The sequence below is a fragment of the Thiobacillus thiophilus genome, from assembly GCF_055378705.1.
Genome location: NZ_AP042404.1, coordinates 907886 through 933111, shown reverse-complemented (window position 1 = coordinate 933111; position 25226 = coordinate 907886). Strand labels below are relative to the sequence as shown.

Genomic DNA, 25226 nt, shown 5'->3' with positions numbered 1-25226 from the left:
CTCGTCTAATCAATCAACATCGCAAGGAGAGAAAAATGAAACAAATGACAATGCTGTTCCTGCTGGCGCTGACCGGCTGCGCCTCTAACGTAGCGCTCAAGGACGCTGCTGATACCACCCGGGCCGTGGGAACCCTGTCGGCCTGGGGGGCTACGCATAGGATGGAGGTAATGCTGGATGGAAAACGATATGAAGGGGAGTGGGTGAGAAATCCGTGCACGACGGATGCATGCCATGGCATATACAGAAACGACACCCTGGGACTCCATAGGAGGCATACCAGCAAAGGCAGCAAGGCTACGCTTGAATCAGCCGATGGCGAGCGCCTGGTTTGCGAATGGGTCAGTCACCTTGCCGATGTCAAAGGCACTTGCCAAACCCAGGACGGGCACCAGTTCAGATTAAAGGCGGGTGATTGATTGGAAAAAATAGACTGTTAGGGCGGTGTCCGGCCTGTTTATCTTGTTGGCTGTTCTGACTGGCCGTAATGGTCGACCTGCTGCCCCACATTCGTCCTCAGCATTAGTCTCAATGTGTCACAAGCGAATCTCAACTCTTCGCAGCCACCAACGGCAGAAACGGGTCGGGAACACGCATTCACCGAAGTTGGAAGCAGCCGTTCGGCGTAAATTCCTGACCAGTGGCTGCCCTTGGCCGCATAGCGGCAACCCCGCGTCGAAATCGATGGTTTCTATAAGGAGTAGCAGCATGGCTGAAAAACTTGAACTGGACTTATCCCTGGTCCTGCCGGAAATCCCCGACGAGCGCGACGCTTGCGTAGGGCGGCTGACGGAACTGCTGCAGGCCGAAGGCCTGGAAAAAGTGCACCTGGTGCGCGAGGACGGCAGCGCCCGCCTGTGCCTGCACTACGATCCGCAGCAATTTAGCGTGAGCCGGGTGCGCGAACTGGCGCAGGCGGCCGGCGCGAAGATCGGAGACCGGTTTCGTCACGAGAGCCTGCGCATCGACGGCATGGATTGCCTCACCTGCGCCACGGTGATCGAACATGCCCTGCAACGCATGGATGGCGTGCTGGAAGCCTCCGTGAGTTACGCCGCGGAACGCCTGCGCCTGGAATTCGACAGCGAGAAAATCGGGCGTCCTGCAATCATCAAGCGCATCCAGGCGCTCGGCTATGCCGTGCTTGAGGAAGGCCATGAGGCCGGATGGTTCGCCGAGCATCGCGAGCTTATTTTCAGCGGCGTGTCGGGCTTGCTGTTGCTGGCCGGCTGGCTGACCGGCCTCGCCGACGCGCCGCGCGCCCTCTCGCTCGGCCTGCTGCTGGGTGCCTATGCGGCGGGCGGTTTCTATACCCTGCGCGACGCCTGGCAGAGTGTGAAGAGCCGCAGCTTCGACATCGACATCCTGATGATCGTCGCAGCGGCCGGGGCCGCAGCGCTAGGCGCCTGGGAAGAAGGCGCGCTGCTGCTATTCCTGTTCAGCCTCGGTCATGCGCTGGAACACATGGCGATGGACCGGGCGCGCAAGGCGATCGAGGCGCTGGCGGAACTGGCGCCCAGGACCGCCATCGTGCAGCGCGATGGTGCCGAGATCGAGGTGCGGGTCGAAGCCTTGCAGCGCGGCGACCGGGTGGTGGTCAAACCCGGCCAGCGCATCCCCGCCGACGGCCAGGTGGCATCAGGCATCTCGGCGGTGGACCAGGCGCCCATCACCGGCGAATCCATGCCGGTGGACAAGCAGCCGGGCGACAAGGTGTTCGCCGGCACGGTCAACGGCGAAGGCATGCTGACGATCGAGGTCACCAAGCTGGCGCAGGAAAGCACGCTGGCGCGCATGGTTACGATGGTGGCCGAGGCGCAGACGCAAAAATCGCCCACCCAGCGCTTCACCGACCGCTTCGAGCGCATCTTCGTACCCGTCGTGCTGGTGGGCGCCGTACTGCTCATCGTGCTGCCGCCACTGTTCGGCTTTCCTTTTGCGGAATCCTTTTACCGCGCGATGGCCGTGCTGGTGGCGGCCTCCCCCTGCGCACTCGCCATCGCCACGCCTTCAGCGGTGCTGTCCGGCATCGCACGCGCCGCGCGCGGCGGCGTGCTGATCAAGGGCGGCGCGCATCTGGAAAGTCTGGGCGTGCTCACCGCCATCGCCTTCGACAAGACCGGCACCCTGACCATCGGCAAGCCCAAGGTGACCGACGTCATCGCCATCAGCGGCGACGAAGCGCGTCTGCTGAGCGTGGCCGCCGCCGTGGAAAGCCGCAGCGCCCATCCCCTGGCGCAGGCGGTGGTGACGGAGGCGAAGGGGCGCGGTTTAAGTTGGGATGAAGCCGGGGAGGTCGAAGCCGTGACCGGAAAAGGCGTGCGTGCTGAATTTGGCGGGCAAAAAATAGCCATTGGTAACGTCAGGCTGTTTGACGGCGAAGCCATCCCCGAAGTGGTCCAGCAGCACGCAGAGCGCCTGCAGACGGAAGGCAAAACCATCATGCTGATCCGGATGGACGAACAGTTTCTGGGCGTGGTGGCCCTGGCCGACACGCCGCGCGAGGGCGTGAAGCAGGTGCTGGAACGTCTGCATCAGACCGGCATCCGCAAGACCATCATGCTTACCGGCGACAACGAGCGCGTGGGCCGCGCCATCGCCGACGCGGTGGGTCTCGACGAAGTGAAAGCGGGTCTGTTGCCAGAAGACAAGGTCAAGGCCATGGAGGAACTCGCGCAGCGCTACGGCCAGGTGGCGATGGTCGGCGATGGCGTCAACGATGCGCCGGCCATGGCACGCGCCACTGTCGGCATCGCCATGGGCGGCGCCGGCACCGACGTGGCGCTGGAAGCCGCCGATGTCGCGCTGATGGGCGACGACCTTTCCAGACTGCCGTTCGCCGTGGCCTTGAGCCGCGCATCGAAGCGCATTATTCGGCAGAATCTGTGGGTGTCCCTGGGCGTGGTGGCCTTGCTGGTTCCCGCCACCCTGTTCGGCTGGGCGGGGATCGGGGTGGCAGTACTCATCCATGAGGGCTCGACCGTAGTGGTGGTGGTGAACGCTTTGCGTTTGCTGGCCTATCGTGGATGAAATGAGCAATGCACGTGGGGCCATCTGGTCTGCCTTCGCCGCTGCCGCGCTGTTCGGCGCCAGCACGCCGCTGGTCAAGCTGCTGGTCGGCGAGTTGTCGCCGCTGCTGCTCGCAGGCCTGCTCTATCTGGGCAGCGGCCTCGGCCTGGCCATCATCACCATGGGCATTGCGCTCCCCGTCTACGAAATCCGTGAAAGTCAGCTTAGGTTATCGTCGACAGGTCTGGAGTGGGATTTTGAATAGGCCGCTTTCGGTGGCATCAACGGATATTCCGATAACACCACCTCAACCATACAAGCGGCCGTTCAGCAGCTCTTCTAGCCAATGGCCGGTGTGCAGCCAATTGCAGACGTATTTGCAGTGCTGGGCAAATGACCGCTTCGGCCGAGGACCGGACAAATCCGGCGGTTAGCCCGACAGGCAGCTTAGGGTCGGTAGGAGCCGCTAAACACTAAAATCAGCCGATAGTGGCGCCAAACACCGCCAATAGGGTCTCTGCCTGGTTTTTTTCTCCCCGCTTCAAACCGGGTAACCTTTCCTTCTCCGGCAGCAATTCTGGAGGTTCTCCGCCGACCCGCGTTCACGTAACCTGCGTGCTATTCTCAAACTCGAAGCTTCGCAGAAATCCCGCCACACAGGCTCGCTCTGCATCGTCGTTGGCAGTCGGAGGATGGATCAGATGGCAGCCTCGCAGCACAATACGCAGCGTTCATCGCGCAGTCATTCCGCAGCGGGCGTGGAACAGGCACGCAGCGTGGCGCAATCCCACGACAGCCCGGAGTGGCGTCGCTGGGGGCCGTATCTCAGCGAACGCCAATGGGGCACCGTGCGCGAGGATTACAGCGCAGACGGTGACGCCTGGAATTATTTCAGCCACGACGAGGCGCGCAGTCGCGCGTATCGCTGGGGCGAAGACGGCATTGGCGGCATCTGCGACAAGTACCAGCACCTGTGTTTGGCCCTGGTGCTGTGGAATGGGCAGGATCCCTTTCTCAAGGAACGCCTGTTCGGCCTGACCAACACTGAGGCGAACCACGGCGAGGACGTGAAGGAGCTGTATTACTACCTCGACGCCACCCCCACACACTCCTATCTGCGGATGCTCTACAAATATCCCCAGCGCGCCTTTCCCTATGCGCAGCTGCTGGAGGAGAACCAACGCCGCAGTCGGGAGATGCCGGAATTCGAGCTGATCGACAGCGGCGTTTTCGATGAGGACCGCTATTTCGACGTTTTTGTCGAATACGCCAAGGCCGGCCCTCACGACATCCTGATGCAGGTCACCGCCCACAACCGGGGAACGCACGCCGCACCCTTGCATATTCTGCCGCAGCTCTGGTTCCGCAACGACTGGTCGTGGGGTGAGCCGGAAGCCAAACCGGAGTTGTCGATCGGCGACGCGGGCGGTATCGAGGCACGCCATGCCAAGCTGGGAACCTATTACTGCTCTCTGGATGGTGCCCCCGAGCTGCTGTTCTGCGACAACGAAACCAACGCACCGCGCCTGTATGGCATCCCGGATGAGGGTTACTACAAGGACGCATTCCACGATTACGTGGTCGACGGTCGGCACGATGCCGTCAACCCGGCGCACACCGGCACCAAGGCTGCCGGGAACTTCGTGTTCGAGGTGCCGGCCGCTGGCAGCGTGACCGTTCGCCTGCGCCTGGCAAGAACCGCGTTGGAGCAACCGTTCGCGGATTTCACCGAGATACTGGCGCAGCGCCAGGCCGAGGCCGACGCCTACTACGACGAATTGCAGGCCGGTATCGACGATGCCGACGCGCGCATGATCCAGCGCCAGGCCCTCGCCGGCCTGATCTGGAGCAAGCAGTTCTATTACTTTGACGTGTCGCCCTGGCTGGATGGCGACCCAGGCCTGCCAGCGCCGCCTTCAGAACGCAGACAGGGACGAAACCGCGACTGGCGGCACCTCAACAATGCCGATGTGATTTCCATGCCGGACAAGTGGGAATACCCCTGGTACGCGGCGTGGGACCTGGCCTTCCACTGCATCCCCCTGGCCATGGTCGATCCCGCGTTCGCCAAGGACCAGCTCGTCCTGATGACGCGCGAGTGGTACATGCATCCCAACGGTCAGATTCCCGCCTACGAGTGGGCATTTGGCGATGTGAGCCCGCCGGTTCATGCCTGGGCTGCGTGGGAGGTATACAAGACCGAGCGCGACGCAAACGGCGGCAAGGGCGACACCGCGTTCCTGGAGCGCATCCTGCACAAGCTGCTGTTCAACTTCACCTGGTGGGTGAACCGCAAGGACCCCGGCGGGCTCAACGTTTTCCAGGGTGGTTTCCTCGGCCTCGACAACATCGGCCTGTTCGATCGCAGTTCGCCGCTGCCGGGCGGCGGCCACGTCGACCAGGCCGACGGCACGAGCTGGATGGCCATGTACTGCCTGAACCTGATGCGCATCGCGCTTGAGCTTGCTCAAACCAACCCTGTCTACGAGGACATCGCGACCAAATTCTTCGAGCACTTTCTCTACATCGCCAAGGCCATGAACAACATCGGCGACCAGGGCATCGGCCTGTGGGACGAGGAAGACCAGTTCTTCTACGACGTGCTGCGTTTCCCGGATGGGCGCATGCAGCCCCTGCGGGTGCGCTCCATGGTCGGTCTGATCCCACTGTTCGCGGTCGAAATCATCGAGCCGGAAATGCTGGAGCGCCTGCCCGACTTCAAGCGCCGGCTCGAATGGTTCATGAAATACCGCCCGGAGCTGGCCGCCCTGGTATCCCATTGGCTGGAACCCGGTCGCGGCAACCGCCGCCTGCTGTCGCTGCTGCGCCCACATCGCATGCGGCGTGTGTTGCAACGCATGCTGGATGAAAGCGAATTCCTGTCCGACTACGGTGTGCGTTCCCTCTCCCGTGCCCACCTGGATCAGCCCTATGAATTCTCTCTTGACGGCCAGCCCGTGCGCGTGAGTTATGAGCCGGCGGAGTCGACGTCCGGCCTGTTCGGCGGCAACTCCAACTGGCGCGGGCCTGTCTGGTTTCCGGTCAATTACCTGCTGTTGAATGCCCTTTACCGTTTCGCCGATTTTTACGGCGAGGAGCTGAAGGTGGAATGCCCGACGGGCTCCGGTCGCACGCTTCGTCTCGATCAAGTCGCCGAGGAGTTGACGCGTCGGCTCACCGCAATCTTTCGCCGGGATGAGCAAGGTGACCGCCCGGTATATGGAGGCGCAGACAAACTACGCAGAGACCCCCTCTTCCGCGACCACATCTTGTTCCACGAATATTTTCACGGCGACAGCGGACGCGGCATGGGCGCCTCGCACCAGACGGGATGGACAGGCCTGGTGGCGAAGTTGCTGCAACCGCGCCAATCGCGCTCTGGGTAGACGGCTATCGACGTCGTGGGGGTTCTTCCAGGGCCAGTCGTCACGGGCGATGACGGCTAGCTTCATCACCCGGCGACAATACAGACACGGGCTGGCGTTATCGACCATCGCCTGCACGTGAAGGAGACAGAGATGGAAGACAAAACTTATGATCTGATCGTGATCGGCACAGGAACGGCGGCCAGTGTGACCGCATTCGGTTGTCGCAAAGCGGGATGGTCGGTGGCGATCATCGACCACCGACCGTTCGGCGGCACCTGCGCGCTGCGCGGCTGCGACGCGAAAAAGATGCTGATCGCGGCCACCGAAGTGATCGACGGCTTCGAGCGCATGGGCGCCATCGGCACCGTGCAAGGTAGTGTGCGCATTGACTGGGCGGCGCTGCAGCGCCACAAGCGTTCGTTCACCGACCCGGTGCCGGGCAAACGCGAGCAGGCGTATGCCCGGCAGGGAATCGACGCGTATCACGGTCGCGCCCGTTTCAACGGGCCCGACACGGTCGTCGTGGACGGCAAGACGCTCAAGGCACGGCAGATTGTCATCGCCGCCGGCGCCGAGCCGATCAGGCTGCCGATCGAGGGCGCCGAGCACCTCGCTTTGAGCGAAGACTTCCTGAATCTGGAATCGCTGCCGCGCCGTATTGTGCTGGTCGGTGGCGGCTATATCGGCTTCGAGTTCGCACACATCGCGGCACGCGCTGGGGCCGAAGTCACGATTCTCAACCGTGGAAAAAAGCCACTGACCGGTTTTGATCCGGATCTGGTTGCCTTGCTGGTCGAGCGCACTCGCATGCTCGGCGTGGACGTACGCCTGGGTCACGAGGTGAAAGGCGTGCGCAAGGTGAGTGATGGCTTCGAAGTCGAAGCAGATGGCGCTGAGGGCCCCGTTGTCATCAAAACCGATCTGGTGATCCACAGCGGCGGGCGCAAACCCGCGCTGCAAGCCCTGGACCTGGATGCGGCTGGCATCGCGCACGAAAACGGGCGGCTGAAGCTCGACGAGACTTTCCGCAGTACGTCCAATCCTGCTGTATATGCGGCTGGCGACGCCGCCGGTGGCCCACTGCCGTTAACCCCGGTTGCAGCGCTGGAGGCTCATGCCGTGGTCGATAACCTGCTCGGAAATAAACGGGCAACCGTCGATTACACCGGCATACCCAGTGCAGTCTTCAGCTTGCCACCGATCGCACGGGTGGGTCTGCTGGAAGCCGAGGCGAAAGCGCAAGGCCTGCGCTTCAAGGTCAAGTACGAAAGCGTGCCCGGCTGGTTTACCGCATGCCGGGTCAACGAGACTTGCTACGGTTACAAGGTGCTGGTGGAGGAAGACAGTGGCCGCATTCTCGGTGCCCACCTGGTTGGCCCCGATGCGGCCGAGGTGATCAACCTGTTCGGCTTTGCCATGCGCAGCGGCCTGACCGACGAGGCCATCCGCCACGCCACCTTTGCCTACCCCACCGCCGCCTCGGATATTGAATCCATGCTGCCCTGACGAATGCTTTCGGCTTGGCCTCCCCAATAAAACCAGGTTGGACAGACGTCTGAACTGCCGGCCCGCTCCCGCTGCTCATCCCACCGCGCCGGCGGATCAACCGCCAGATCGAACAGCGTGATGTGATTCGGCAGTGCGCTCTTCAAGACAGCGGCCGCGATGGTGATGCGGGTGGTGTACGCGATCTTCGGTGCGTTTTCTCTGGGTGCAGATTTCAAGCCGAAGATCACCGATCAGGCCACGGCGCTATACTACGCGATGGTCACCGGGGCACTGTGCGGTACGGCGATATCACACCACAAACCACCGAAGCGAAACGGTTCGCGGTCTCATCGTCGTACTCGGCGTCGCGGTGTTCGCCGCCTCACTGGCTGCGGTGATCGCATCGCTGGTCACCCGTAGTTTCCAACGCATCGTCACTCGCAAGGGCATCCGTATGAATCGCGAAAACCATTTCGTCGCCATCGGCAATACAACACTGGCACTCAACACCTGGCACGGGCTGGCGTACCGGGGACATCCCGTAACCTGTCTGCTGCGGCAGGAGTCCGAAACCGGGCCCTCCGATGACGTGGATGTGGTGATCGGCGAACCTGGCGACCGTGACGTGCTGCGCCAGGCCCGCGCAGACAAGGCACGAGCGGTGCTGACGATGCTCGACGACGATTCCGAAAACGCGTTCACAGTGTTGGCAGTCCGCGAATTGGCGGGCATCCAAACCGACAGCCTGAACCGGCGCATACGTCAACTACCGGAGGCAACGATTCCATGATTGAACAATGGCTGACCCACACCGAATGGCTTGGCAATTCCATGCTTTCGTGGGTGATCGCCTCAGGTGGCGCACTGTTGGGCTACATCGTTGCGCACAGCGCGGCGGCAATCCTCGGCGCGCGTCTCGGCAACCTCGCCAAACGTACGGGACGCCGCGGCATCATAGTTGCTGCCAAGGTCGTCAAGGCCACCCGGGGCTGGCTCTTGCTGCTGATCTCCATTGCGGTGGCACTCGAGTTCTTGTTTCTCGGCAAGACTGCAACGGACATCAAAGGCGCCCAGCCGGCACTGCATCTCGCGACGTGGGTGCTGGTGGGCATCCAGATCGCCTTCTGGGTCAGCACGCTGCTGGTGTCATCGCTGCGCCAGTCAGCCGACCACGACAAGACGCGCCCCGCCAACCCGGTGATGTTGGGGGTACTTGTATGGGCCGCGCAATTTGTCGTGTGGGTCACCCTGGTGTTGGCGCTGCTGGCCGGAGGGGGGGTCAATATCACCGCGTTCGTCGCCAGCCTCGGTGTGGGCGGCGTAGCAGTGGCACTGGCCCTACAGAATGTGCTCAGCGACCTGTTTGCGTCGATCAGCATCGGGTTGGACAAGCCGTTCGAGGTCGGTGAATTCATCGCCTTCGGTAGCGACCTCGGTACGGTCACCAAGGTCGGCATCAAGTCCACGCGAATCCAGTCGCTCTCCGGCGAGGAACTGGCTGTGTCCAACGCCGATTTACTGAAAAACCTTGTGCACAATTACAGCCGTATGCAGCAGCGACGGATTGTGTTCGGATTCCGGATTCCGTACGACACGCCACGCGAAAAGGTGCAGACCCTTGTCGAGCGCGTGCAGCAGGTCATCGCTGACGAGAAGCAGGCAAGCCTGGATCGCGGGCATCTCAAGGGCTTCGGCGAATACGGCTTCGATTTCGAGTTCGTCTATTACGTACTGAGTCCGGACTACACGTTGTACATGGATGTGCAGCAGAGCATCAACCTGAACATCATGGCGGTGTTTGACGAACTCGGCATCGGCTTCGCGATTCCCACACGCATGCTGCACGCCTTCGCACCGGATGGCACCCCCGTCGTCCAGACCGCGCCCAGCGGGTGATGACTCCGCCGTCGGCTTGGCGCCTCGAGTCGCCAAGCCGACGGCGCCATAACAGAATCAATGGTGCCTGACCCGAAGACCCTCATGGCATAAGGTTGGAAGTAGCACAACATCGCAAATCGAAGGTGGTCAGGAGCAGTTACCAACAATTTCACGCGTTCCCCGTCAGCGGGGGAGTAATCTGGATTAACCAACGTGCTTTTTATGGGAGTACTTCATACGATGATTACTATCCGCCAATGTACTAAAAAAGATTTGCCGCCGTGCGGAGCGTTTCTCCGCCAAATTTATGCGGAGCCGCCTTATTGCGAGAATTGGTCTGAGGAGCGGGCTACGGCATATCTAGAATCATTTTTTCACATTGATCCTCAAGGGGCTCTGGTCGCAGTAGAGGGTGATAATGAGATTGTCGGGGCAGTGTTTGGTTACAGCTATCCGTGGCAAACCGGCTCCATGCTCTTTCTTCAGGAGCTATTTGTCACCATCTACTATCGTCGCAGGGGGATCGCTGGCGATCTTGTAAGACAGTTGGTGGAGAAGAAAGGAACAAATTCACATGTCGCGCTGATCGTTCGTGAGGGAACTGTAGCGGCAAGATTCTATGAAAAACTTGGGTTATCTAAGAGCCAATTTTATGAGCTTCGATCAGGGAGATTGAACCGCCCCGACTTTCGTGGAGGCCATTTGGTTTAAGTCATGCTGCTGTTTTGGCCTGACTGGCGAGTGCTGTAGCGGATCGAGACATACTGGGCGGATTCAACCGGTCGTCGCAACACCCCACAATTTGAAGGGGGTGAAATGAGAAAGAAACATGGTCGTTGTCGCCGTGGAATCCGTCCAGCGAGCCGCGGTCGGAATGATGGATCAAGGCCCCATCGCGCTCAGATTGCCGGGCGTACAACGCCTGCCCCAGGGCACCCAGAACAGGGAACCTCAGGGTCAGCACCATTTTGTTACTGATCCACGCTACAGACCAACGGCAAATGTTCGGGGCAGGTCTTGTAATCACGTACCCGCTGCGCGATTTGGACAATCTGTTGCGCCGATTGGTTGAATCCGCATCGAAAGCCAGTCGCCCACATCGCTTCGCACCGGCAATGCGGCACCCCAAGCGATCAATCCTTCAACGCAATCCCTACCACCTCTGCCACGTCTTTCGACAGATCCTCGACCGCCGCGATGCGTTCCAGTGCGGCGCGCGCATGCGCCTGGCGACCGGCGTCGAACTGGCGCCAGCGGTCGAAGCTGCGGGCGATGCGTGAGGCGACCTGCGGGTTGATGGCCTGCAATTCCCCGATGACGTCGGCTGCCAGGGCGTAACCGCTGCCATCGGCAGCGTGGAAGTGGCGCGGGTTGGCGCCGCAGAAGCCGCGGATGAGGGCGTAGACGCGGTTGGGATTTTTCAGGTCGAAGGCGGGGTGCTGCATTAGCGCACGCACCTGGGCGACGGTGACGGGCAGGCGGGAAGCGGCCTGCACGGAAAACCATTTGTCGATGACCAGGGCTTCGTTTTGCCAGCGGGCGTAAAAGTCAGCCAGGGCCGCTTCCCGTTCGGGCAGGTCGAGGTTGACGAGCGTGGCCAGCGCGGCAATCTCGTCGGTCATGTTGCCGCTAGCGTTGTGATTGTCAGCCGCGAGCTGGGCGACGAGGCGCGGCACGACCGAGGATTTCAGATAGTCGGTATCGCTTTCGGCCAGATAGGCGAGGCAGGCGTTGCGCAGCGCGCGTCGCCCGACCTGTGCGCCGTCGGGAGCATACCCCTCGCTTGGTGCGAGCGTCGTCCACACGGATTCGAGTTGGTCGCGCAGACAGGCAGCGAGATGACGGCGCAGGCCCACGCGCGCGGTGTGGATGGCTTCGGGGTCGATGGTGCCGCCAAGGGCGACCACGGCTTCGGCGAGCACGGCTTCGGCGGGGAGGTTCAACGCCTCGGCGGCGAGCGCGGGGTCGCCGGCGAGGCCGTCGTCGAGCACGCGCCCGCAAGCGGCGACGAAGGCGTCGGGAATCCAGTCGGCGCCGGTTCCGCCGGCCGCGATGCCGGCGAGCAGGACGTGCGTCGCCAGGCGCTGCCCGGCTTCCCAGCGGTTGAAGGCGTCGGAATCGTGCGCCATCAGGTGCGCGAGTTCGGCGTCGGTCTGTTCCAGTTCAAGCAGCACCGGTGCGGAGAAATCGCGCAGCAGCGAGGCGACAGGGGCGGCGGGAATGGCTTCGAAGACGAAGGTCTGCGTGGCCTCGGTCAGCGACAGCACGCGTGTCGTGCCGCAAGCCTCGACCTCGCCGGCGAGTTTCAGCGATGCGTCGCTGCCGTCGGGCAGGACGAGCCCGAGCGCGACGGGAATGTGCAGTGTGCCATCGACGATGTTTTGCCCCGATTCGCCCAGCCGTTTTTCGTAGGCAGTCGGCGTGAGGTGTTGGGTCAGGGTCAGCGTGCAGCGTTGGGTCGCAGCGTCGTACGCCGTTTCAGCATGCAAACGCGGCGTGCCGGCGCGCGCATACCAGCGGCGGAACTGCGTCAGATCAACCCCGGAGGCATCCTGCATCGCTGCGACGAAATCGTCGCAGGTCACGGCCTGGCCATCGTGGCGCTGGAAATACAGATCCATGCCGCGCCGGAAGCCAACGCGTCCGAGCAGGGTGTGGATCATGCGGATGACTTCCGCGCCCTTGTTGTAGACGGTGGCGGTGTAGAAGTTGTTGATCTCGGCGTAGGAGGCCGGCCGGATCGGGTGCGCCATCGGCCCCGCGTCTTCGGGGAACTGGCCGATGCGCAGGGCGCGCACTTCCTGGATGCGGGTGACCGCGCGCGAATGGGTGTCGGCGCCGAATTCCTGGTCGCGGAACACGGTGAGGCCTTCCTTCAGCGACAGCTGGAACCAGTCGCGGCAGGTCACGCGGTTGCCGGTCCAGTTGTGGAAATACTCGTGCGCCACCACCCGGTCGATGCCCTGGTAATCGGCATCGGTCGCCGTGTCGGGGCGCGCCAGCACGTATTTGGTGTTGAAGATGTTGAGGCCCTTGTTCTCCATCGCGCCCATGTTGAAGTCGCCCACCGCGACGATCATGTAGCGGTCGAGATCCATCTCCAGCCCGAAGCGCTGCTCGTCCCAGCGCATGGCTTTTTTCAGCGCCGCCATCGCGTGGCCGCATTGGTCGAGCTTGCCGGGTTCGACATACACTACAAGATGCACCTTGCGACCCGAGGCGGTGATGAATTCGTCTTCCAGCACGTCGAGTTTCGCCGCGACCAGCGCGAACAGGTAGCAGGGCTTGGCGTAAGGGTCTTCCCAGCGTGCCCAATGCCGCGTCGGGTTATCGTCGCACGTGCCGGCTGCGACGGGATTGCCGTTGGACAGCAGATGCGGAAAACGTGCACGGTCGGCTTCCACCGTGCAGGTGAATTTCGCCATCACGTCCGGCCGGTCCGGGAAGAAGGTGATGCGGCGAAAGCCTTCCGCCTCGCACTGGGTAAAATAGCCGTCGCGCGAGCGGTACAGCCCGGAGAGCTGGGTGTTCTGGTCGGGAAGTATGCGCACCACGGTTTCCAGCACGCAGGCATCCGGTAATGGCCCGGCGATCGTCAGCAGGTCGTCGGTATGGGTGTAGCGGGCCGCATCAGGCGCGCTGCCGTCGAGCGTGAGGCTGATCAGTTCCAGCACCTCGCCATTCAGCACCAGCGCGCAGGCGGCAACCGCCGGGTTGCGCGTGCAGCGCAAGCGTGACCGAACTTCGGCGTGGTCGTCGCGGATGGCAACCTGCAAATCGACCGATTCGATCCACCAGGCGGGTGGGGTGTAGTCCTTCAGAAAAAGCGTGACGGGGGTTTCGGTGCGCATGGCATGACCCAAGAGGGATAGGGTGGAGAAAAGCTAACCAGGAAAGAGTGGTGGAAGCTGCTTTTGCTTGTGCAAGCAGCAGTTGGAGGTCAGCTTGTTCGATTGTGCCAATAATCAGGGTGGCGATGGAGGTGCATGACGGCAACGATCAGCAAGTGGTCTGGTTCTGCAACATACAGAACACCATAGGGAAAACGATGTACCAGTGCGCGCCGGATATCACTGTTCATTTCCTGCCAGGCGAACGGGAAGGCGAGTGCGCGTTGAACGGCGGCGTGGACCTGGGTCGCGAAATCCAGACCGAGGCCGGGTTCACGCGTTTCATACCATTCGATGGCTTCGTTGAGTTCCACCTCGGCATCCGGGTGGAAGGCGTAATTCATTTGTTGTATTGCTGGCGGATGCGCTCGAACACGGCCTCGCCGGGGATGGCCGTCGCATGCCCTTGGCGCAATTCTGCAAGCCGGCGTTGCGCAACTTCCAGCCAGACGGCATCGATTGCGCTTTCGGGTGCATTCAGGCTGCGCAAAAGTGTGTCCACCACACGTGCCCGTTCTTCCACTGGAAGCGAAGTCACTTCGTCGATCAACTCACCTGTTTTCATCGCCAGCTCCTTGGTGCGTAACGAGCCAAAGTCTACGCTCGCGCTGCGAGACATGGAAATGCCGCTTACACGCCCTGTTTCAGGCTCGCCTCGATGAAGATATCAAGGTCGCCGTCCAGCACCTTCTGCGTGGCGGAGGTTTCGACGTTGGTGCGCAGGTCCTTGATGCGCGAATTGTCGAGCACGTAGCTGCGGATCTGATGGCCCCAGCCCACGTCCGACTTGCCGGCCTCGAGCTTGTCCTGTTCGGTCTGGCGCTTGCGCAGTTCGGCTTCGTACATTTTGGACTTCAGCATCGACATCGCCTCGGCGCGGTTCTTGTGCTGCGAGCGGTCGTTCTGGCACTGCACCACGATGCCGCTGGGCAGGTGGGTGATGCGCACCGCGGAATCGGTCTTGTTGATGTGCTGGCCGCCGGCGCCGGATGCGCGATAGGTGTCGACGCGCAGGTCGGCCGGGTTGATGTCGATCTCGATCGAGTCGTCGACTTCCGGGTAGACGAACACGCTGGCGAAGCTGGTGTGGCGTCCGCCCGACGAGTCGAACGGCGATTTGCGCACCAGACGATGCACCCCGGTTTCGGTGCGCAGGGTGCCGTAGGCGTAGTCGCCTTCAAGTTTGATCGAGGCGGACTTGATGCCGGCGACGTCGCCGTCGGATTCTTCCAGCAGCTCGGCCTTGAAGCCCTTGCGCTCGGCGTATTTCAGGTATTGCCGCAGCAGCATCGAGGCCCAGTCGCAGGCTTCGGTGCCGCCGGCGCCGGCCTGAATATCGATGAAGCAGTTGCTGGAGTCGGCCGGGTGGTTGAACATGCGGCGAAATTCCAGCTTCGAGACAGCCTTTTCAAGGGCTGCGATATCGGCCTGCACGGCGGCCAGGGTGTCGTCATCGTTCTCCTCGCGCGCCATCTCGAACAGTTCGGACGCATCCTTCAGGCCCGATGCTACGCGGTCGAGCACCAGCACCACGTCTTCCAGCGATTTGCGTTCGCGGCCCAATTCCTGGGCGCGGGCGGCGTCGTTCCAGAAATCCGGCGCTTCGGCCAGGCGGACGACTTCTTCCAGGCGGTCTTTCTTGGCAGCGTAGTTAAAGAAACCCCCTGAGTTGGGTGGCGCGCTCGCTCAGGTCGGCGAGTTTGGATTCGATCTGATTAAGGCTTTCGGCTTCCATGATTAGGGCTCGGTGATTAAGCGGAAAATCTTCCGATTATAGCCCAGGCCAGCACCAGGCCCAGACCTGCCGCGCCCATGCCGGCGATGGCGTATCGCGCCATCTGCCAGCCGCCGATAACCAGGGTGAGCATCGATTTGAAGAGCAGATTGGCCAGCACCGCGAGCGTGATGACGTTGACCAGAATCGCCGCCGGCAGTTGGCCAAGATTATGTAGACGCAGGCTGGACAGCGTGATGGCGCTGGCATCGGTCAGTCCCGACACCAGCGCCACTGCGTACAGTCCGCGCGTGCCCAGCCAATCGGACAACCACGCTGCAGCCAGCAACACCGCCGCATACAGCAGGCCAAAGCCCAGCGCCGTGCGCAGTTCGGTGGGATTGCCTATCGCCAGCGCGGGCAGTTCGTCCTGCGGCTGCAGCCGGTGTACGCCATAGGCCGCGCCGAGTCCGCCGACGGCCAGCCCGCCGATCAGCACCGGCAACAGTTGCGGCATCACCTCCGGCGCCAGCACCGCAGCCAGCACGCCCAGGCGCACCAGCACCATCAGGTTGGCCAGCACGATGACGATCACCGCGGCCGGCATCATTGCACTGCTGGCACGGGCGTGGCGGCTGAACGCGAGTGTGGTGGCGGTGGACGACACCAGTCCGCCGAGCAGGCCCAGCACCGCCGCACCGTGCTCCTGCCCGACCACGCGCAGCGCGGCATAGCCCGCCAGCCCGACACCCGCGACCAATACCACCATCCACCAGACCTGGTGAGGGTTGATCGCCCCGTAGGGGCCGTAATTCTGGTTTGGTAGCAGCGGCAGGATGATCAGCGCCAGCACCGCGAACTGCAGCACCGACAGCAGGTCGCGCCGCGAGAGATGCTCGCTCAGGCCGCGCAGTTCCGGCTTGAAATACAGCAGCATGGTCGCCGCGATCCCCAGCATCACCGCCAGCTGGATTTCGTCGTGCCACACCAGCACGCCAAGGCTGTAGCACAGCAGCAGCGCCGCCACCGTCGTCGTGCCCGGGTCGCCGTCCGTCGGTTGCGGTGACCGCAGATAGGCCGCGATCATCATGCTGCCGACCAGCAGCAGGCCCACCGCGACCAGCCACAGCGCGCCCAGTTCGGTTGCCAGATGCGTCGTCAGCACGCCGAACAGTGCGGTCAGCGCAAAGGTGCGCAGCCCTGCTTTTGCCGCCGGGTTGCGCTCGCGCTCCAGTCCCATCAAGAGGCCGATCGCCAGCGCCACCACGTAGCGCGGTAGGGTGGCCAGTTCGGCAGGTAGCCAGGCGATCAATTCATTCATCTCGGTTTGTCTTTCAGGCAGAAGAAGCAATGCGTATAGCGGATCGACGTTCCTCTGCTGACGAATTTGCTTTAAGGCTTTAACTTTATTCATGACAGAATAAAGCCACATGAGTCGAAAACAACAAATTTGGCTCGTGGGGATCGGTTTCCCGGCAAAAAGCGCGCTTCCGGGAGGCGCTGTGGGCAACCAGGTAACAGGAGGACAGATGAACCAGGGATGCCGCCGATTTCTTGTTACCAGCGCACTGGCGCCGCTTGCGCTGGCGAGCGCCTGTAGCGGCCAGTCCCCCTTGCCGCGCGTTGGGAAGCATTCTCTGGATCCCGCACTGGAAGGGCTGGCGTCCCCGTATTTTTTGCCGGCCTTGTCATGACGATGCGACATTTGCCGCTGCGCACCGCCTTGCCCATAGGGCTGGCGCTGCTGGCGCTGGTGATGCTGGGAGTCTCGGTGGCGAATGCGTTGCACAAGCGCCTGGGACAGCTCGACCAGCGGGCCAGGGCGGATATCCTGATCCAGACGGTACATCTGGCGCACATGGCGGAGCAGGGCTGGGAAACTAACCGCGGCCTGGTGGAAGACGATATAGCCCTGGCGGCGACCGACCCGCGTGTGGAGGCCGTGCTGCTGCTCGACGACAGCGGCCGCGTGCTGGCGGCCCACCGCACTGCCTGGCGCGGCAGGCTCGCTGCCGACGTGCTGCCGGGTTTCGATATGCGCCGCCTCGCGCAAGAGAAACAAGGACGGCTGCCGGCGTTTTTTACCCTCAGCCCGGACGGCAGCCGTGTTGCCGCGATGCAGTATTTCCCGCGCCCCGCGGAACCCAAACCGCAGCAGTTGCGCAGCCAGCGACTGGGCATGGTGTATATCGGTTTCGATCTCACTCGCGAGCGGCGGGCGATGCGCGCTTTCGTGTTCAAGGCGCGCGCCCCTGACCTGATCGCCACCTTGTTGCTGATTGGTTTGCTTGGATGGCTGCTGCATCGCTACCTGGCTATTCCGCTGGGCAATCTGGGCCGTGCGGCCAATGCCCTGCGCAGCGGGCAGCTGGATGTGAGAGTGCCGGAGCAGGGCCCGCAGGAGATCGCGGTGCTGGCCGAGAACTTCAATGCCATGGCGCGCGCCATCCAGGAGGCGCAGGAAAGCCTGGCCACCAGCGAGGAACGGCTGGCCATCACCCTCAACTCCATTGGTGACGCCCTGCTGGCCACCGATACCGAAGAACGCGTCACGCTGATGAATCCTGTGGCGGAAAACCTCACCGGCTGGCCCCAGGCCGAGGCCCTTGGGCGTCGTGTCGCCGAGGTGTTCGTGATCCACAATGCGCTCACCGGCGAACCGGCGGAGATTCCGGTGACGCGCGTCATCCGCGAGGGGCGGGTGGTGGGGCTGGCCAACCACACCACGTTGCTGGCGCGAAATGGCGCGCGTCACCACATCGCCGACAGTGCCGCACCGATTCGCAGCGCCGGGGGGGAATTGCAGGGGGTGGTGTTGGTGTTTCGCGATGTGTCGGAGGAGTACTTGCTGCGCGAGGAACTGGCCAACAGCGAACTGCATTTCCGCGCCCTGGCCAACAGCGGACAGGCGCTGGTGTGGACCGCCGGGGTCGACATGGAATTCGATTACTTCAACGAGCCCTGGCTGCGTTTTACCGGCCGCACCCTGGAACAGGAACTGGGGCAGGGCTGGACCGAAGGCGAGCATCCGGACGACCGCGCGCGCTGCACCGAGATCTATCGCGCCGCCTTCGACCGTCGCGAGCCATTTTCCATGGAATACCGCCTGCGCCACGTCAGCGGCGAGTACCGCTGGATCATCGGCCAGGGCAGCGCGCGCTTTGGCAGCCAGGGCCAGTTCCTGGGGTATATCGGGCATTGCCTGGATGTCACCGAGGCCCGGCGTGCCGAGGCCGAAATCGAGCGTCTGGCCTACCATGACGCGCTGACCGGCTTGCCCAACCGTGTGCTGTTCCTCGACCGGCTGGACCAGACACTGGCTGCCGCACGCCGCAAGCGGCGCTACGGTGCTGTGCTGTTCGTCGACCTCGACCAGTTCAAGCGCATCAATGATGTGCATGGCCATGCCATGGGCGATGCCGTTCTGCGCGAGGTCGCCGGGCGGCTGGAATACTATATGCGGCAGGGCGATACGGTGGCGCGGCTGGGCGGCGACGAATTCGTGATCCTGTTGCCCGATCTGGCGGAAAACCTTGAGGGCGCAGGCGCGCTGGTGATGACGGTGGCAGAGAAGATTCGCGGTGCGCTGGAAAACCCGATCAGCATCGACGGGCAGGAATACGTGACCGGCGCCAGCATCGGCATTACCCTGTTTCCCAAGGGCGCGGAAAGCGTGGAAGACCTGATGCGCGAGGCCGACACCGCCATGTACCGGGCCAAGGAGCGTGGCCGCAATGCCCTGGCCTATTTCGAGCCCGCCATGCAGGAAGCGGTCGCCGAGCGCTATGCGCTCGATCGCGAATTGCGCGAGGCGGTGCGCGAACGCAGCTTCGAACTGTACCTGCAATCGCAGGTGAATGGAGACGGGAAGGTGATCGGGGCCGAGGCCCTGGTGCGCTGGCGCCACCCGCAGCGCGGCCTCGTGATGCCAGCCCGCTTCATTCCGCTGGCGGAGGATTCCGGTCTCATCGTGCCGATGGGGGAATGGGTGCTGCACGAAGTCTGCCTGCTCATCGCCCGCCTCGACGCCGAGGGCCGCGGTCTGCGCATCGCCGTCAATGTCAGCCCGCGGCAGTTCCACCAGGCCGATTTCGTGCAGCGGATCAAGGAGATCCTTGCCGCCACCGGTGCCGACCCGACCTATCTCACGCTGGAAATCACCGAGAACCTGCTGATCGAACACGCCTCCGAATCGGTGGCGCGCATGACCGAGCTGGGAGCGCTCGGCCTGCGCTTTTCCATTGACGATTTCGGCACCGGCTATTCATCCCTGGCCTACCTGAAACGTCTGCCAGTGTCCGAACTCAAGATCGACAAGAGCTTCGTGCAGGACATTCCGCACGATCCCAATGACGTCGCCCTGGTGGAGACCATCCTCTCGATGGCGCACCACCTGCATTTCGATGTGGTGGCCGAAGGGGTGGAAAACGAAGCCCAGTTTGCCTTCCTGCGCCAGCAAGGCTGCGAACGTTTCCAGGGTTATTACTTCCATCGCCCGCTTGAGATGCGCGCCTGGATCGAGAAGCTTCCGCCTGCGGGCTGATCGTGGTTTTTTTGATTTCTGCCGCATCACGCTTGCCAGGTTGACGCTTTGAGAGAATCTCGTGTAAAGCCTGGCGCTGCGGGTTTTTATTGGTGGCGAGATCTCCAGACGCGAGAAGACCCGCAAGCCTTATAGCCTGCGGGTCTTGCTTGAACCATCAAACCCCAGGGTGAATTCATGCCGCCAAGTCACGTCCAAACGCAAAATCCGGCAGCGGCCCTGGAGAAACGATTGCTTACTTGATCCGCATGTCGTTCTTGACGGATTTCACGCCGGCAATGCCACGTGCCAACTCGACTGCCCTGTTCGCCGCGGCCTGCGAAGTCACGAAACCACTCAGTTGAACCTCACCCTTGAAGGTCTCGACCTTGATCTCAAGGGCTTTCGTCAAGGGATCTTCAATCAAGGCCGCTTTCACCTTGGCGGTGATGACGCTGTTGTCGAAGTACTGGCCGGTCCCTTCCTTCTTCGCCGTGGGCGCACAAGCCACGACGGATACCAGCGCAACGGACAGGAATGCTGCTGAAAGAACTTTACTAAATTTGTTCATGGTGGATTCTCCAAAGGTAAGAAAGAAAAACAAGAGCTGCTTGGTCCCGGCTTCCCGCCGACAGGCCAGTGCGATGCGGCAACACCTGAACGGGCCTTGCTCGCACACTGTGTCGAAGCCTTGATCGAAATATAGTCAAAAAAACAGATGGGGTCGGTACGGTATCGCACATAGCGCAGCAGCAGGCCCAGCCAGGCTGGATGGGGGCCGTATGACATCGGCTATGTGCGATGCCGCACAGACGCCCCCCCCTATTCTCCGTATTGTTGCTCGTAGGATGAATGTATGGCGCCAGCCAAATGCAGAGCGCACGCAAAATACCCCGTTTTTTTTTGACTACTATGATTAATAGCTGCAATCGTATTGCAACCGCATTTAATGGTCATTGCAACGATTGTGTTCGATGCTCAACCCAATGGATGAAAAGATGATGAAAAACACATACTCCCCCAAACTGAATCAAATGGCGCGCAGGATTGGCATGGCTGCCGTGGCTGTTATGTTAATGGCGGGTTGCGCAAGCACCTCGGCGCCGACAGAACAGATGGCCGTTTCCAGGGCTGCGGTAAGCAATGCAATGAGCGCCGGGGGCAATCAGTTCGCACCGGTGCAGCTCAAGTCCGCATTGGACAAGATGGATGCTGCCGAGCGGGCAGTGGCCGCGAAAGATTATGAGCTTGCCTTGCGGCTGGCGGAACAGGCGGAGGTTGACGCCAAGCTGGCTGCAGAGATGGCGCGTTCAGCCAAGGCGAAACAAGCCGCGGATGCAGTGCAGGAGGATATTCGCGTGCTGCGCCAGGAAATCGATCGTCAATCCAAATAACCGTCAATGGAGCTCATCATGAAAAAAAATCACTATCTTTCCTTAAGCCTGGTCGCTGCTGCGATGCTCGCGGGCTGCAGCACCACGCCGCCGAAAAACACAGCACTCGAAGACGCGCGCAGCGCTTACGGCAGCGCACGAACTAACTCCCAGGTCGTGAGCCTGGCACCGCTTGAGCTGCAGAAGGCCGGCGAGTCACTGAGCAAAGCGGATGCGGCATTGAGCAAGGGTGACGATGTCGCGGTCGGTCAGTTGGCCTATCTCACCAGTCAGCACGTGGCGATCGCGCAGGAAACCGCCAGGCGCAAAGCCGCCGAGATGGAGATTGCCAACGCCAGCGCCCAACGCGACCAGGTCCGCCTTGCGGCAAGAACGGCTGAAGCCGAAGCGGCCAAACGGCAGGCGGCGATGTCACAGGCTGAAGTCGATGAAGCCAGACGGCAGGCCGCAATCGCGCAGCAAAACTCTGAGCGGCAAGCTGCCGCGTTGGCGGCCGCCAGTGCCCAGGCGCAACGTGACGAGACACTGATTGCGGCGAGACAGGCTGAACTCGAAGCGGCCAGGCAGCAGGCGTTGATTGCCCAGCAGACCGCCGAGGAGAAAGCGGCCGCATTGGAGGCGGCCCGCGCCCAGGCGGAGCGCGACCAGGCAATGATTACGCAGCAGGAGCAGCAGCTCAAGGAACTGGATGCCAAGCAAACGGCTCGCGGCATGGTGATCACGCTGGGCGACGTGCTGTTTAGCGTCAACAAGGCGAAGCTGTCGTCGGGTGGCGTGCGCAACGTACAAAAACTGGCCGATTTTCTCAACCAGTACCCACAACGCAAGGTGTTGATTGAAGGCCACACCGACAGCACCGGCAGCCTCAGTATCAACCAGCCGCTCTCCGAGCGACGCGCCGATGCCGTGCGGACGGCTCTGGTCGGCATGGGGATCAGCGGCGACCGCATTGAAACGCGTGGTTATGCCGATGCCCATCCGGTTGCCAGCAACAACACGGCCGCGGGTCGTCAACTGAATCGACGTGTGGAAATCATCCTTTCCGACGACAGCGGAAACATCGTTCCGCGCTAGTCGGATGACGATTGGTCAAGCGGCTTCGTCAGCTCGCTGGCCGGTACTAAAGGCGGTGTTTATTTTCACATCGTGAGCGGTGTGAAAATCCGTCAAGCATGACGGGCAAACTAAACGTTTCGAAGCGAGTCTGCTCGTCTGTCAGGTTTTATATTTTATAGGGAGTGGAAAAATGCTCGGAACAATTGCAATTATCCTGATTGTCCTCTGGCTGCTTGGAATGGTTTCCGCCTACACCATGGGCGGTTTCATCCACATTCTCCTGGTCATCGCAATCGTGGTGATACTGGTGCGTGTCATTCAGGGTCGACGCCTGTAAAGACTCTGAAGTTTTTAAGGCGATGGGGCGAGCGGGCGGTGGCGATCCGGCTGTTCTCGGTTTTTGCTTGATCCGGATTCCCGTTGCCAATACAAATACAAATGCATTTCCACGGGAGAGGATAGGATGAGCTCAATCAAGATGTTGGCAATCGTGCTGATCGTGGCCGGTGGCCTGGCGTTGGCGTATGGCGGCTTCACTTACACCAAGGACACGCACCAGGCCAAGATCGGTCCGGTCGAGATGTCGGTCAAGGAGACGCAGACGGTAAACATCCCGATCTGGGCCGGTCTGGGGTTGATGGTAGCGGGTGTGGGCCTGCTTTTTGTACGCAAGTAGCATCGTTCAGCCTGCGGGCGAATCAGGTTGCTACCCGGATAGTCGTATACCGGATCTGCCCAGTCTGACGGATAATCAGCAAAGCAATACGATTAGGAATCCTCCTATGAGCACGATAGAACTGGCAATGGAGAAAAAGCATGGAAAAATTATTGGGTGACATCACTAAAGAACAATTGATCACTGATTTCAAGGTGGTGGTGGCCGATGCGGAAGCGCTGCTGAAGGCGACGGCCAGCCAGGGTGGTGAGAAGATGGCCGAGATACGCGCCAAGGCGGAAGAGTCCCTTCGGGTTGTGAAACACAGGATGGATGAGGCGCAGGCGGCACTGCTGGTCAAAACCAAAGCGGCAGCCAAGGCCACCGACGTTTATGTCCATGAAAATCCATGGAGAGCCATCGGCGCCGCCGCCGGTGTCGGCCTGGTGATCGGCCTGCTCATCGGCCGCCGCTAGTCGCTCGCCATGAGCGAGAAGACGCCCGGCGAAAGCAGGGGGCTGCTCGAGTCGCTGAGTACGCTGGCCGCCACGCTGGTTGCCATCGCGCACACGCGACTCGATCTTCTGTCCGCAGACGTGGAGGAAGACCGTGCACATGTACTGTCGCTGCTGGTGTTGGCACTGGCCACCCTGTTTTTCATCGGGGTGGGGGTGGTGCTGGGGACGATCCTGTTCGTGGTCGCTTTCTGGGACAGCCACCGCCTCCTGGCGCTGGGATCGCTTGCCGGATTCTTTCTGGCGGCGGGCGTGGGGGCATGGGCGTACGCCCTGCACAAAGCGAGAACGAAGCCGAGACTGTTTGCGGCGAGTCTGTCGGAATTGTTGAAAGACCGGCAGCAGCTCGTTTCCAGGTCGTAAAGGACGATCATGAACGAAAAACTGATCCGCCTGGCTGAACGACGTGAACGCCTGGTAGCACAGGCTGCAGTTCAACGAATGGCGCTGGCGCAGAACATCGAGCCGTGGCGTGTGCCTCTGGCGCGGGCCGACCAGGGGCTGGCCGCGCTGCGCTATATCAAGCGCCATCCCGCCTGGATTGTCGGTGGCGTCGCCTTGCTGGCGGTGTTGCGGCCTGGTCGCGTCAGGGCCGCCGGCGTCGGAAAATGGCTGACGCGCGGCTGGGCAACGTGGCGGGTGGTGCATAAACTGCGCGGCAGATAGTCGCCGCTTAGCGTTCCAACAGGCAGCTGGCTGCCTGCCCATCCCATCAAATCCTGAAGATACCGGGCTGTTGTTGTTGCAGCGACTTAATAATCGGTAACGAGCAAGTGCGCGAAGTCCTCTGCGGGCAAGGGGTGGCTGAAATGAAGGCCCTGTCCGTCGTGGCGCCTGAAGTCGCTGACCGGTTCCTCCGTGGTGAAAGACCGGCCTTCAAAGCCTTGACGTTCGTAAAAGGTGACCTGTGCGGCCGCTTGCGAGGCAATCGCCACGCCGGCCATCACCCGCGCGATCCTGGATCGTGCATTCATTGCTGAATCCTGTAAGGGGGAAGCCGGGACCCGTGTCGAACCGGGAGATCGATCCCGGCGCCCGGCACATCCGAACCCGCAATATGGCGCACCGTCGAATCCGGGTCTGTTCGCGAACGTACATAGCGGGCTTATTGGCCCTTCACGCGATCAATCGTCTCTATGTTCGCCAGCGCACTGAACTGCGTGCGGCATTCGCTTACGCTGTTGATCTGCCGGGTGCGACATCCCAAGTCGAACCGGTTTCTCGCGGACGGCTTGATGCTCTTCGTGCCACGATTGACCACTTCAAAAGGATTGACCATGAACCATACGCTATTAATTTCCGCTCTGCTCGCAACGCTCAGCCTGGCCGCCTGCGACAAGCCGACGGTGGTCAATGTGCCCGCCACGCCCGTCGCCGTTCCCGGCCCCGCGGGTCCGCAAGGCGAGACCGGCAGCCAGGGTGCAACCGGCTATCAGGGCGAGACCGGCAGCCAGGGCGACGAAGGTATCCAGGGCGAAACCGGTGCGACCGGCGATCAAACCACGGTAATCGTGGTGCCGCCCGAAGCGAACTGAATCCATTCATCCATTCGAGGAGCGTCTGATGTTGGGAACTATACTGTTGGTCGTCCTGATCCTGATGCTGCTCGGCGCCGTTCCGCGCTGGTCGCATAGCAGGAATTGGGGCTACGGTCCCAGCGGCGGTCTGGGTTTGGTATTGATCATCGTCATCGTGCTGCTGTTGATGGGACGGCTGTAACGGGTTGTCGCGTGGACA

27 protein-coding genes are annotated in these 25226 nt (G+C 61.7%); 18 read left to right on the top strand and 9 right to left on the bottom strand.

Annotation, left to right across the window (positions count from 1 at the left end; genetic code table 11):
• The first annotated feature begins 35 nt into the window (after positions 1–35).
• The 5 genes from ACZ41T_RS04495 to ACZ41T_RS04475 all read left to right on the top strand — a co-directional run bounded on the left by ACZ41T_RS04495 (position 36) and on the right by ACZ41T_RS04475 (position 7883).
• On the top strand, positions 36–419 hold the full coding sequence (locus ACZ41T_RS04495) for a hypothetical protein (RefSeq protein WP_464923277.1): 384 nt from the start codon (positions 36–38) through the stop codon (positions 417–419).
• 289 nt (positions 420–708) lie between these two features.
• A complete protein-coding gene (locus ACZ41T_RS04490) occupies positions 709–3030 on the top strand; it encodes a heavy metal translocating P-type ATPase (RefSeq protein ID WP_464923276.1) in 2322 nt (773 codons plus the stop codon).
• Between the two features lies 1 nt (position 3031).
• On the top strand, positions 3032–3274 hold the full coding sequence (locus ACZ41T_RS04485; protein WP_464923275.1) for a hypothetical protein: 243 nt from the start codon (positions 3032–3034) through the stop codon (positions 3272–3274).
• A gap of 436 nt (positions 3275–3710) precedes the next feature.
• Positions 3711–6395 carry an MGH1-like glycoside hydrolase domain-containing protein gene (locus ACZ41T_RS04480; protein ID WP_464923274.1) on the top strand — a complete coding sequence of 895 codons (2685 nt, stop codon included), beginning with the start codon at positions 3711–3713 and terminating at the stop codon, positions 6393–6395.
• Between the two features lie 132 nt (positions 6396–6527).
• Positions 6528–7883 carry a dihydrolipoyl dehydrogenase family protein gene (locus ACZ41T_RS04475; protein ID WP_464923273.1) on the top strand — a complete coding sequence of 452 codons (1356 nt, stop codon included), beginning with the start codon at positions 6528–6530 and terminating at the stop codon, positions 7881–7883.
• Here ACZ41T_RS04475 and ACZ41T_RS04470 read toward each other — a convergent pair.
• On the bottom strand, positions 7841–8101 hold the full coding sequence (locus ACZ41T_RS04470; RefSeq protein ID WP_464923272.1) for a hypothetical protein: 261 nt from the start codon (positions 8099–8101) through the stop codon (positions 7841–7843). The two genes, ACZ41T_RS04475 and ACZ41T_RS04470, sit on opposite strands and share 43 nt — an antisense overlap.
• Before the next feature lie 134 nt (positions 8102–8235).
• Here ACZ41T_RS04470 and ACZ41T_RS04465 point away from each other — a divergent pair, with 134 nt between their 5' ends.
• The 3 genes from ACZ41T_RS04465 to ACZ41T_RS04455 all read left to right on the top strand — a co-directional run bounded on the left by ACZ41T_RS04465 (position 8236) and on the right by ACZ41T_RS04455 (position 10454).
• Positions 8236–8655: an NAD-binding protein gene (locus ACZ41T_RS04465; RefSeq protein ID WP_464923271.1), complete on the top strand. Its 420-nt coding sequence runs from the start codon at positions 8236–8238 to the stop codon at positions 8653–8655.
• On the top strand, positions 8652–9761 hold the full coding sequence (locus ACZ41T_RS04460) for a mechanosensitive ion channel family protein (protein WP_464923270.1): 1110 nt from the start codon (positions 8652–8654) through the stop codon (positions 9759–9761). The genes ACZ41T_RS04465 and ACZ41T_RS04460 overlap by 4 nt, the downstream gene beginning before the upstream one ends.
• A gap of 222 nt (positions 9762–9983) precedes the next feature.
• A complete protein-coding gene (locus tag ACZ41T_RS04455; protein ID WP_464923269.1) occupies positions 9984–10454 on the top strand; it encodes an N-acetyltransferase family protein in 471 nt (156 codons plus the stop codon).
• A gap of 422 nt (positions 10455–10876) precedes the next feature.
• Here ACZ41T_RS04455 and pepN read toward each other — a convergent pair whose 3' ends face one another.
• The 5 genes from pepN to ACZ41T_RS04430 form a co-directional block, all read right to left on the bottom strand.
• Positions 10877–13594: an aminopeptidase N gene (gene pepN, locus ACZ41T_RS04450; RefSeq protein WP_464923268.1), complete on the bottom strand. Its 2718-nt coding sequence runs from the start codon at positions 13592–13594 to the stop codon at positions 10877–10879.
• Between the two features lie 89 nt (positions 13595–13683).
• Positions 13684–13977, bottom strand: coding sequence for a type II toxin-antitoxin system RelE/ParE family toxin (locus tag ACZ41T_RS04445; protein WP_464923267.1), 294 nt, complete (start codon positions 13975–13977; stop codon positions 13684–13686).
• Complete coding sequence (locus tag ACZ41T_RS04440; protein WP_464923266.1) at positions 13974–14198, bottom strand: addiction module protein; 225 nt, start codon at positions 14196–14198, stop codon at positions 13974–13976. Before ACZ41T_RS04440 ends, ACZ41T_RS04445 begins: the two co-directional genes overlap by 4 nt.
• Positions 14199–14263: 65 nt before the next feature.
• A protein-coding gene (gene prfB / locus ACZ41T_RS04435; RefSeq protein WP_464923265.1) for a peptide chain release factor 2 occupies positions 14264–15368 on the bottom strand; the annotation gives its coding sequence in 2 pieces (ribosomal slippage) (positions 14264–15286 and positions 15288–15368; 1104 coding nt in all).
• Between the two features lie 16 nt (positions 15369–15384).
• Positions 15385–16668, bottom strand: a complete 1284-nt coding sequence (locus ACZ41T_RS04430) for an MgtC/SapB family protein (RefSeq protein ID WP_464923264.1) — start codon at positions 16666–16668, stop codon at positions 15385–15387.
• A gap of 369 nt (positions 16669–17037) precedes the next feature.
• Here ACZ41T_RS04430 and ACZ41T_RS04425 point away from each other — a divergent pair, with 369 nt between their 5' ends.
• Entirely contained in the window at positions 17038–19890 is a 2853-nt protein-coding gene (locus ACZ41T_RS04425) for a bifunctional diguanylate cyclase/phosphodiesterase (protein ID WP_464923263.1), read from the top strand.
• Positions 19891–20125: 235 nt separating this feature from the next.
• Here ACZ41T_RS04425 and ACZ41T_RS04420 read toward each other — a convergent pair whose 3' ends face one another.
• Positions 20126–20440, bottom strand: a complete 315-nt coding sequence (locus tag ACZ41T_RS04420; RefSeq protein ID WP_464923262.1) for a BON domain-containing protein — start codon at positions 20438–20440, stop codon at positions 20126–20128.
• A gap of 415 nt (positions 20441–20855) precedes the next feature.
• Here ACZ41T_RS04420 and ACZ41T_RS04415 point away from each other — a divergent pair, with 415 nt between their 5' ends.
• The 7 genes from ACZ41T_RS04415 to ACZ41T_RS04385 all read left to right on the top strand — a co-directional run bounded on the left by ACZ41T_RS04415 (position 20856) and on the right by ACZ41T_RS04385 (position 24155).
• Positions 20856–21263 carry a DUF4398 domain-containing protein gene (locus ACZ41T_RS04415; RefSeq protein ID WP_464923261.1) on the top strand — a complete coding sequence of 136 codons (408 nt, stop codon included), beginning with the start codon at positions 20856–20858 and terminating at the stop codon, positions 21261–21263.
• 6 nt (positions 21264–21269) lie between these two features.
• Positions 21270–22337 carry an OmpA family protein gene (locus ACZ41T_RS04410; RefSeq protein ID WP_464923260.1) on the top strand — a complete coding sequence of 356 codons (1068 nt, stop codon included), beginning with the start codon at positions 21270–21272 and terminating at the stop codon, positions 22335–22337.
• A gap of 172 nt (positions 22338–22509) precedes the next feature.
• Entirely contained in the window at positions 22510–22656 is a 147-nt protein-coding gene (locus ACZ41T_RS04405) for a lmo0937 family membrane protein (protein WP_464923259.1), read from the top strand.
• 126 nt (positions 22657–22782) lie between these two features.
• Positions 22783–22995, top strand: coding sequence for an LPXTG cell wall anchor domain-containing protein (locus ACZ41T_RS04400; RefSeq protein ID WP_464923258.1), 213 nt, complete (start codon positions 22783–22785; stop codon positions 22993–22995).
• A 140-nt stretch (positions 22996–23135) separates the two neighbouring features.
• Complete coding sequence (locus ACZ41T_RS04395; protein ID WP_464923257.1) at positions 23136–23450, top strand: ElaB/YgaM/YqjD family protein; 315 nt, start codon at positions 23136–23138, stop codon at positions 23448–23450.
• A gap of 9 nt (positions 23451–23459) precedes the next feature.
• A complete protein-coding gene (locus ACZ41T_RS04390; RefSeq protein WP_464923256.1) occupies positions 23460–23852 on the top strand; it encodes a phage holin family protein in 393 nt (130 codons plus the stop codon).
• Positions 23853–23861: 9 nt separating this feature from the next.
• The gene (locus ACZ41T_RS04385; protein WP_464923255.1) at positions 23862–24155 is read left to right on the top strand and encodes a YqjK-like family protein; all 294 of its coding nucleotides are present in this window, start codon (positions 23862–23864) and stop codon (positions 24153–24155) included.
• An 86-nt stretch (positions 24156–24241) separates the two neighbouring features.
• Here ACZ41T_RS04385 and ACZ41T_RS04380 read toward each other — a convergent pair whose 3' ends face one another.
• Both ACZ41T_RS04380 and ACZ41T_RS04375 read right to left on the bottom strand, forming a co-directional pair.
• Positions 24242–24463: a hypothetical protein gene (locus ACZ41T_RS04380; protein ID WP_464923254.1), complete on the bottom strand. Its 222-nt coding sequence runs from the start codon at positions 24461–24463 to the stop codon at positions 24242–24244.
• Positions 24464–24594: 131 nt separating this feature from the next.
• Entirely contained in the window at positions 24595–24768 is a 174-nt protein-coding gene (locus tag ACZ41T_RS04375; protein ID WP_464923253.1) for a hypothetical protein, read from the bottom strand.
• On the opposite strand from ACZ41T_RS04375, the gene ACZ41T_RS04370 reads away from it, so the two are divergent.
• Both ACZ41T_RS04370 and ACZ41T_RS04365 read left to right on the top strand, forming a co-directional pair.
• Positions 24767–25024, top strand: coding sequence for a hypothetical protein (locus ACZ41T_RS04370; RefSeq protein ID WP_464923252.1), 258 nt, complete (start codon positions 24767–24769; stop codon positions 25022–25024). The genes ACZ41T_RS04375 and ACZ41T_RS04370 overlap by 2 nt on opposite strands.
• 25 nt (positions 25025–25049) lie before the next feature.
• Positions 25050–25208, top strand: a complete 159-nt coding sequence (locus tag ACZ41T_RS04365; protein ID WP_464924023.1) for a DUF3309 family protein — start codon at positions 25050–25052, stop codon at positions 25206–25208.
• Positions 25209–25226: the final 18 nt, after the last annotated feature.

Coding starts and splice junctions, on each gene's coding strand:
- ACZ41T_RS04375 (WP_464923253.1), bottom strand. CDS start 24,768: ATGGTCAATCCTTTTGAAGTGGTCAATCGTGGCACGAAGAGCATCAAG.
- ACZ41T_RS04395 (WP_464923257.1), top strand. CDS start 23,136: ATGGAAAAATTATTGGGTGACATCACTAAAGAACAATTGATCACTGAT.
- ACZ41T_RS04480 (WP_464923274.1), top strand. CDS start 3,711: ATGGCAGCCTCGCAGCACAATACGCAGCGTTCATCGCGCAGTCATTCC.
- ACZ41T_RS04380 (WP_464923254.1), bottom strand. CDS start 24,463: ATGAATGCACGATCCAGGATCGCGCGGGTGATGGCCGGCGTGGCGATT.
- ACZ41T_RS04400 (WP_464923258.1), top strand. CDS start 22,783: ATGAGCTCAATCAAGATGTTGGCAATCGTGCTGATCGTGGCCGGTGGC.
- ACZ41T_RS04425 (WP_464923263.1), top strand. CDS start 17,038: ATGACGATGCGACATTTGCCGCTGCGCACCGCCTTGCCCATAGGGCTG.
- pepN (WP_464923268.1), bottom strand. CDS start 13,594: ATGCGCACCGAAACCCCCGTCACGCTTTTTCTGAAGGACTACACCCCA.
- ACZ41T_RS04455 (WP_464923269.1), top strand. CDS start 9,984: ATGATTACTATCCGCCAATGTACTAAAAAAGATTTGCCGCCGTGCGGA.
- ACZ41T_RS04385 (WP_464923255.1), top strand. CDS start 23,862: ATGAACGAAAAACTGATCCGCCTGGCTGAACGACGTGAACGCCTGGTA.
- ACZ41T_RS04415 (WP_464923261.1), top strand. CDS start 20,856: ATGGATGAAAAGATGATGAAAAACACATACTCCCCCAAACTGAATCAA.
- ACZ41T_RS04495 (WP_464923277.1), top strand. CDS start 36: ATGAAACAAATGACAATGCTGTTCCTGCTGGCGCTGACCGGCTGCGCC.
- ACZ41T_RS04460 (WP_464923270.1), top strand. CDS start 8,652: ATGATTGAACAATGGCTGACCCACACCGAATGGCTTGGCAATTCCATG.
- ACZ41T_RS04390 (WP_464923256.1), top strand. CDS start 23,460: ATGAGCGAGAAGACGCCCGGCGAAAGCAGGGGGCTGCTCGAGTCGCTG.
- ACZ41T_RS04430 (WP_464923264.1), bottom strand. CDS start 16,668: ATGAATGAATTGATCGCCTGGCTACCTGCCGAACTGGCCACCCTACCG.
- ACZ41T_RS04440 (WP_464923266.1), bottom strand. CDS start 14,198: ATGAAAACAGGTGAGTTGATCGACGAAGTGACTTCGCTTCCAGTGGAA.
- ACZ41T_RS04475 (WP_464923273.1), top strand. CDS start 6,528: ATGGAAGACAAAACTTATGATCTGATCGTGATCGGCACAGGAACGGCG.
- ACZ41T_RS04490 (WP_464923276.1), top strand. CDS start 709: ATGGCTGAAAAACTTGAACTGGACTTATCCCTGGTCCTGCCGGAAATC.
- ACZ41T_RS04405 (WP_464923259.1), top strand. CDS start 22,510: ATGCTCGGAACAATTGCAATTATCCTGATTGTCCTCTGGCTGCTTGGA.
- ACZ41T_RS04410 (WP_464923260.1), top strand. CDS start 21,270: ATGGAGCTCATCATGAAAAAAAATCACTATCTTTCCTTAAGCCTGGTC.
- ACZ41T_RS04445 (WP_464923267.1), bottom strand. CDS start 13,977: ATGAATTACGCCTTCCACCCGGATGCCGAGGTGGAACTCAACGAAGCC.
- ACZ41T_RS04485 (WP_464923275.1), top strand. CDS start 3,032: ATGAGCAATGCACGTGGGGCCATCTGGTCTGCCTTCGCCGCTGCCGCG.
- ACZ41T_RS04420 (WP_464923262.1), bottom strand. CDS start 20,440: ATGAACAAATTTAGTAAAGTTCTTTCAGCAGCATTCCTGTCCGTTGCG.
- ACZ41T_RS04370 (WP_464923252.1), top strand. CDS start 24,767: ATGAACCATACGCTATTAATTTCCGCTCTGCTCGCAACGCTCAGCCTG.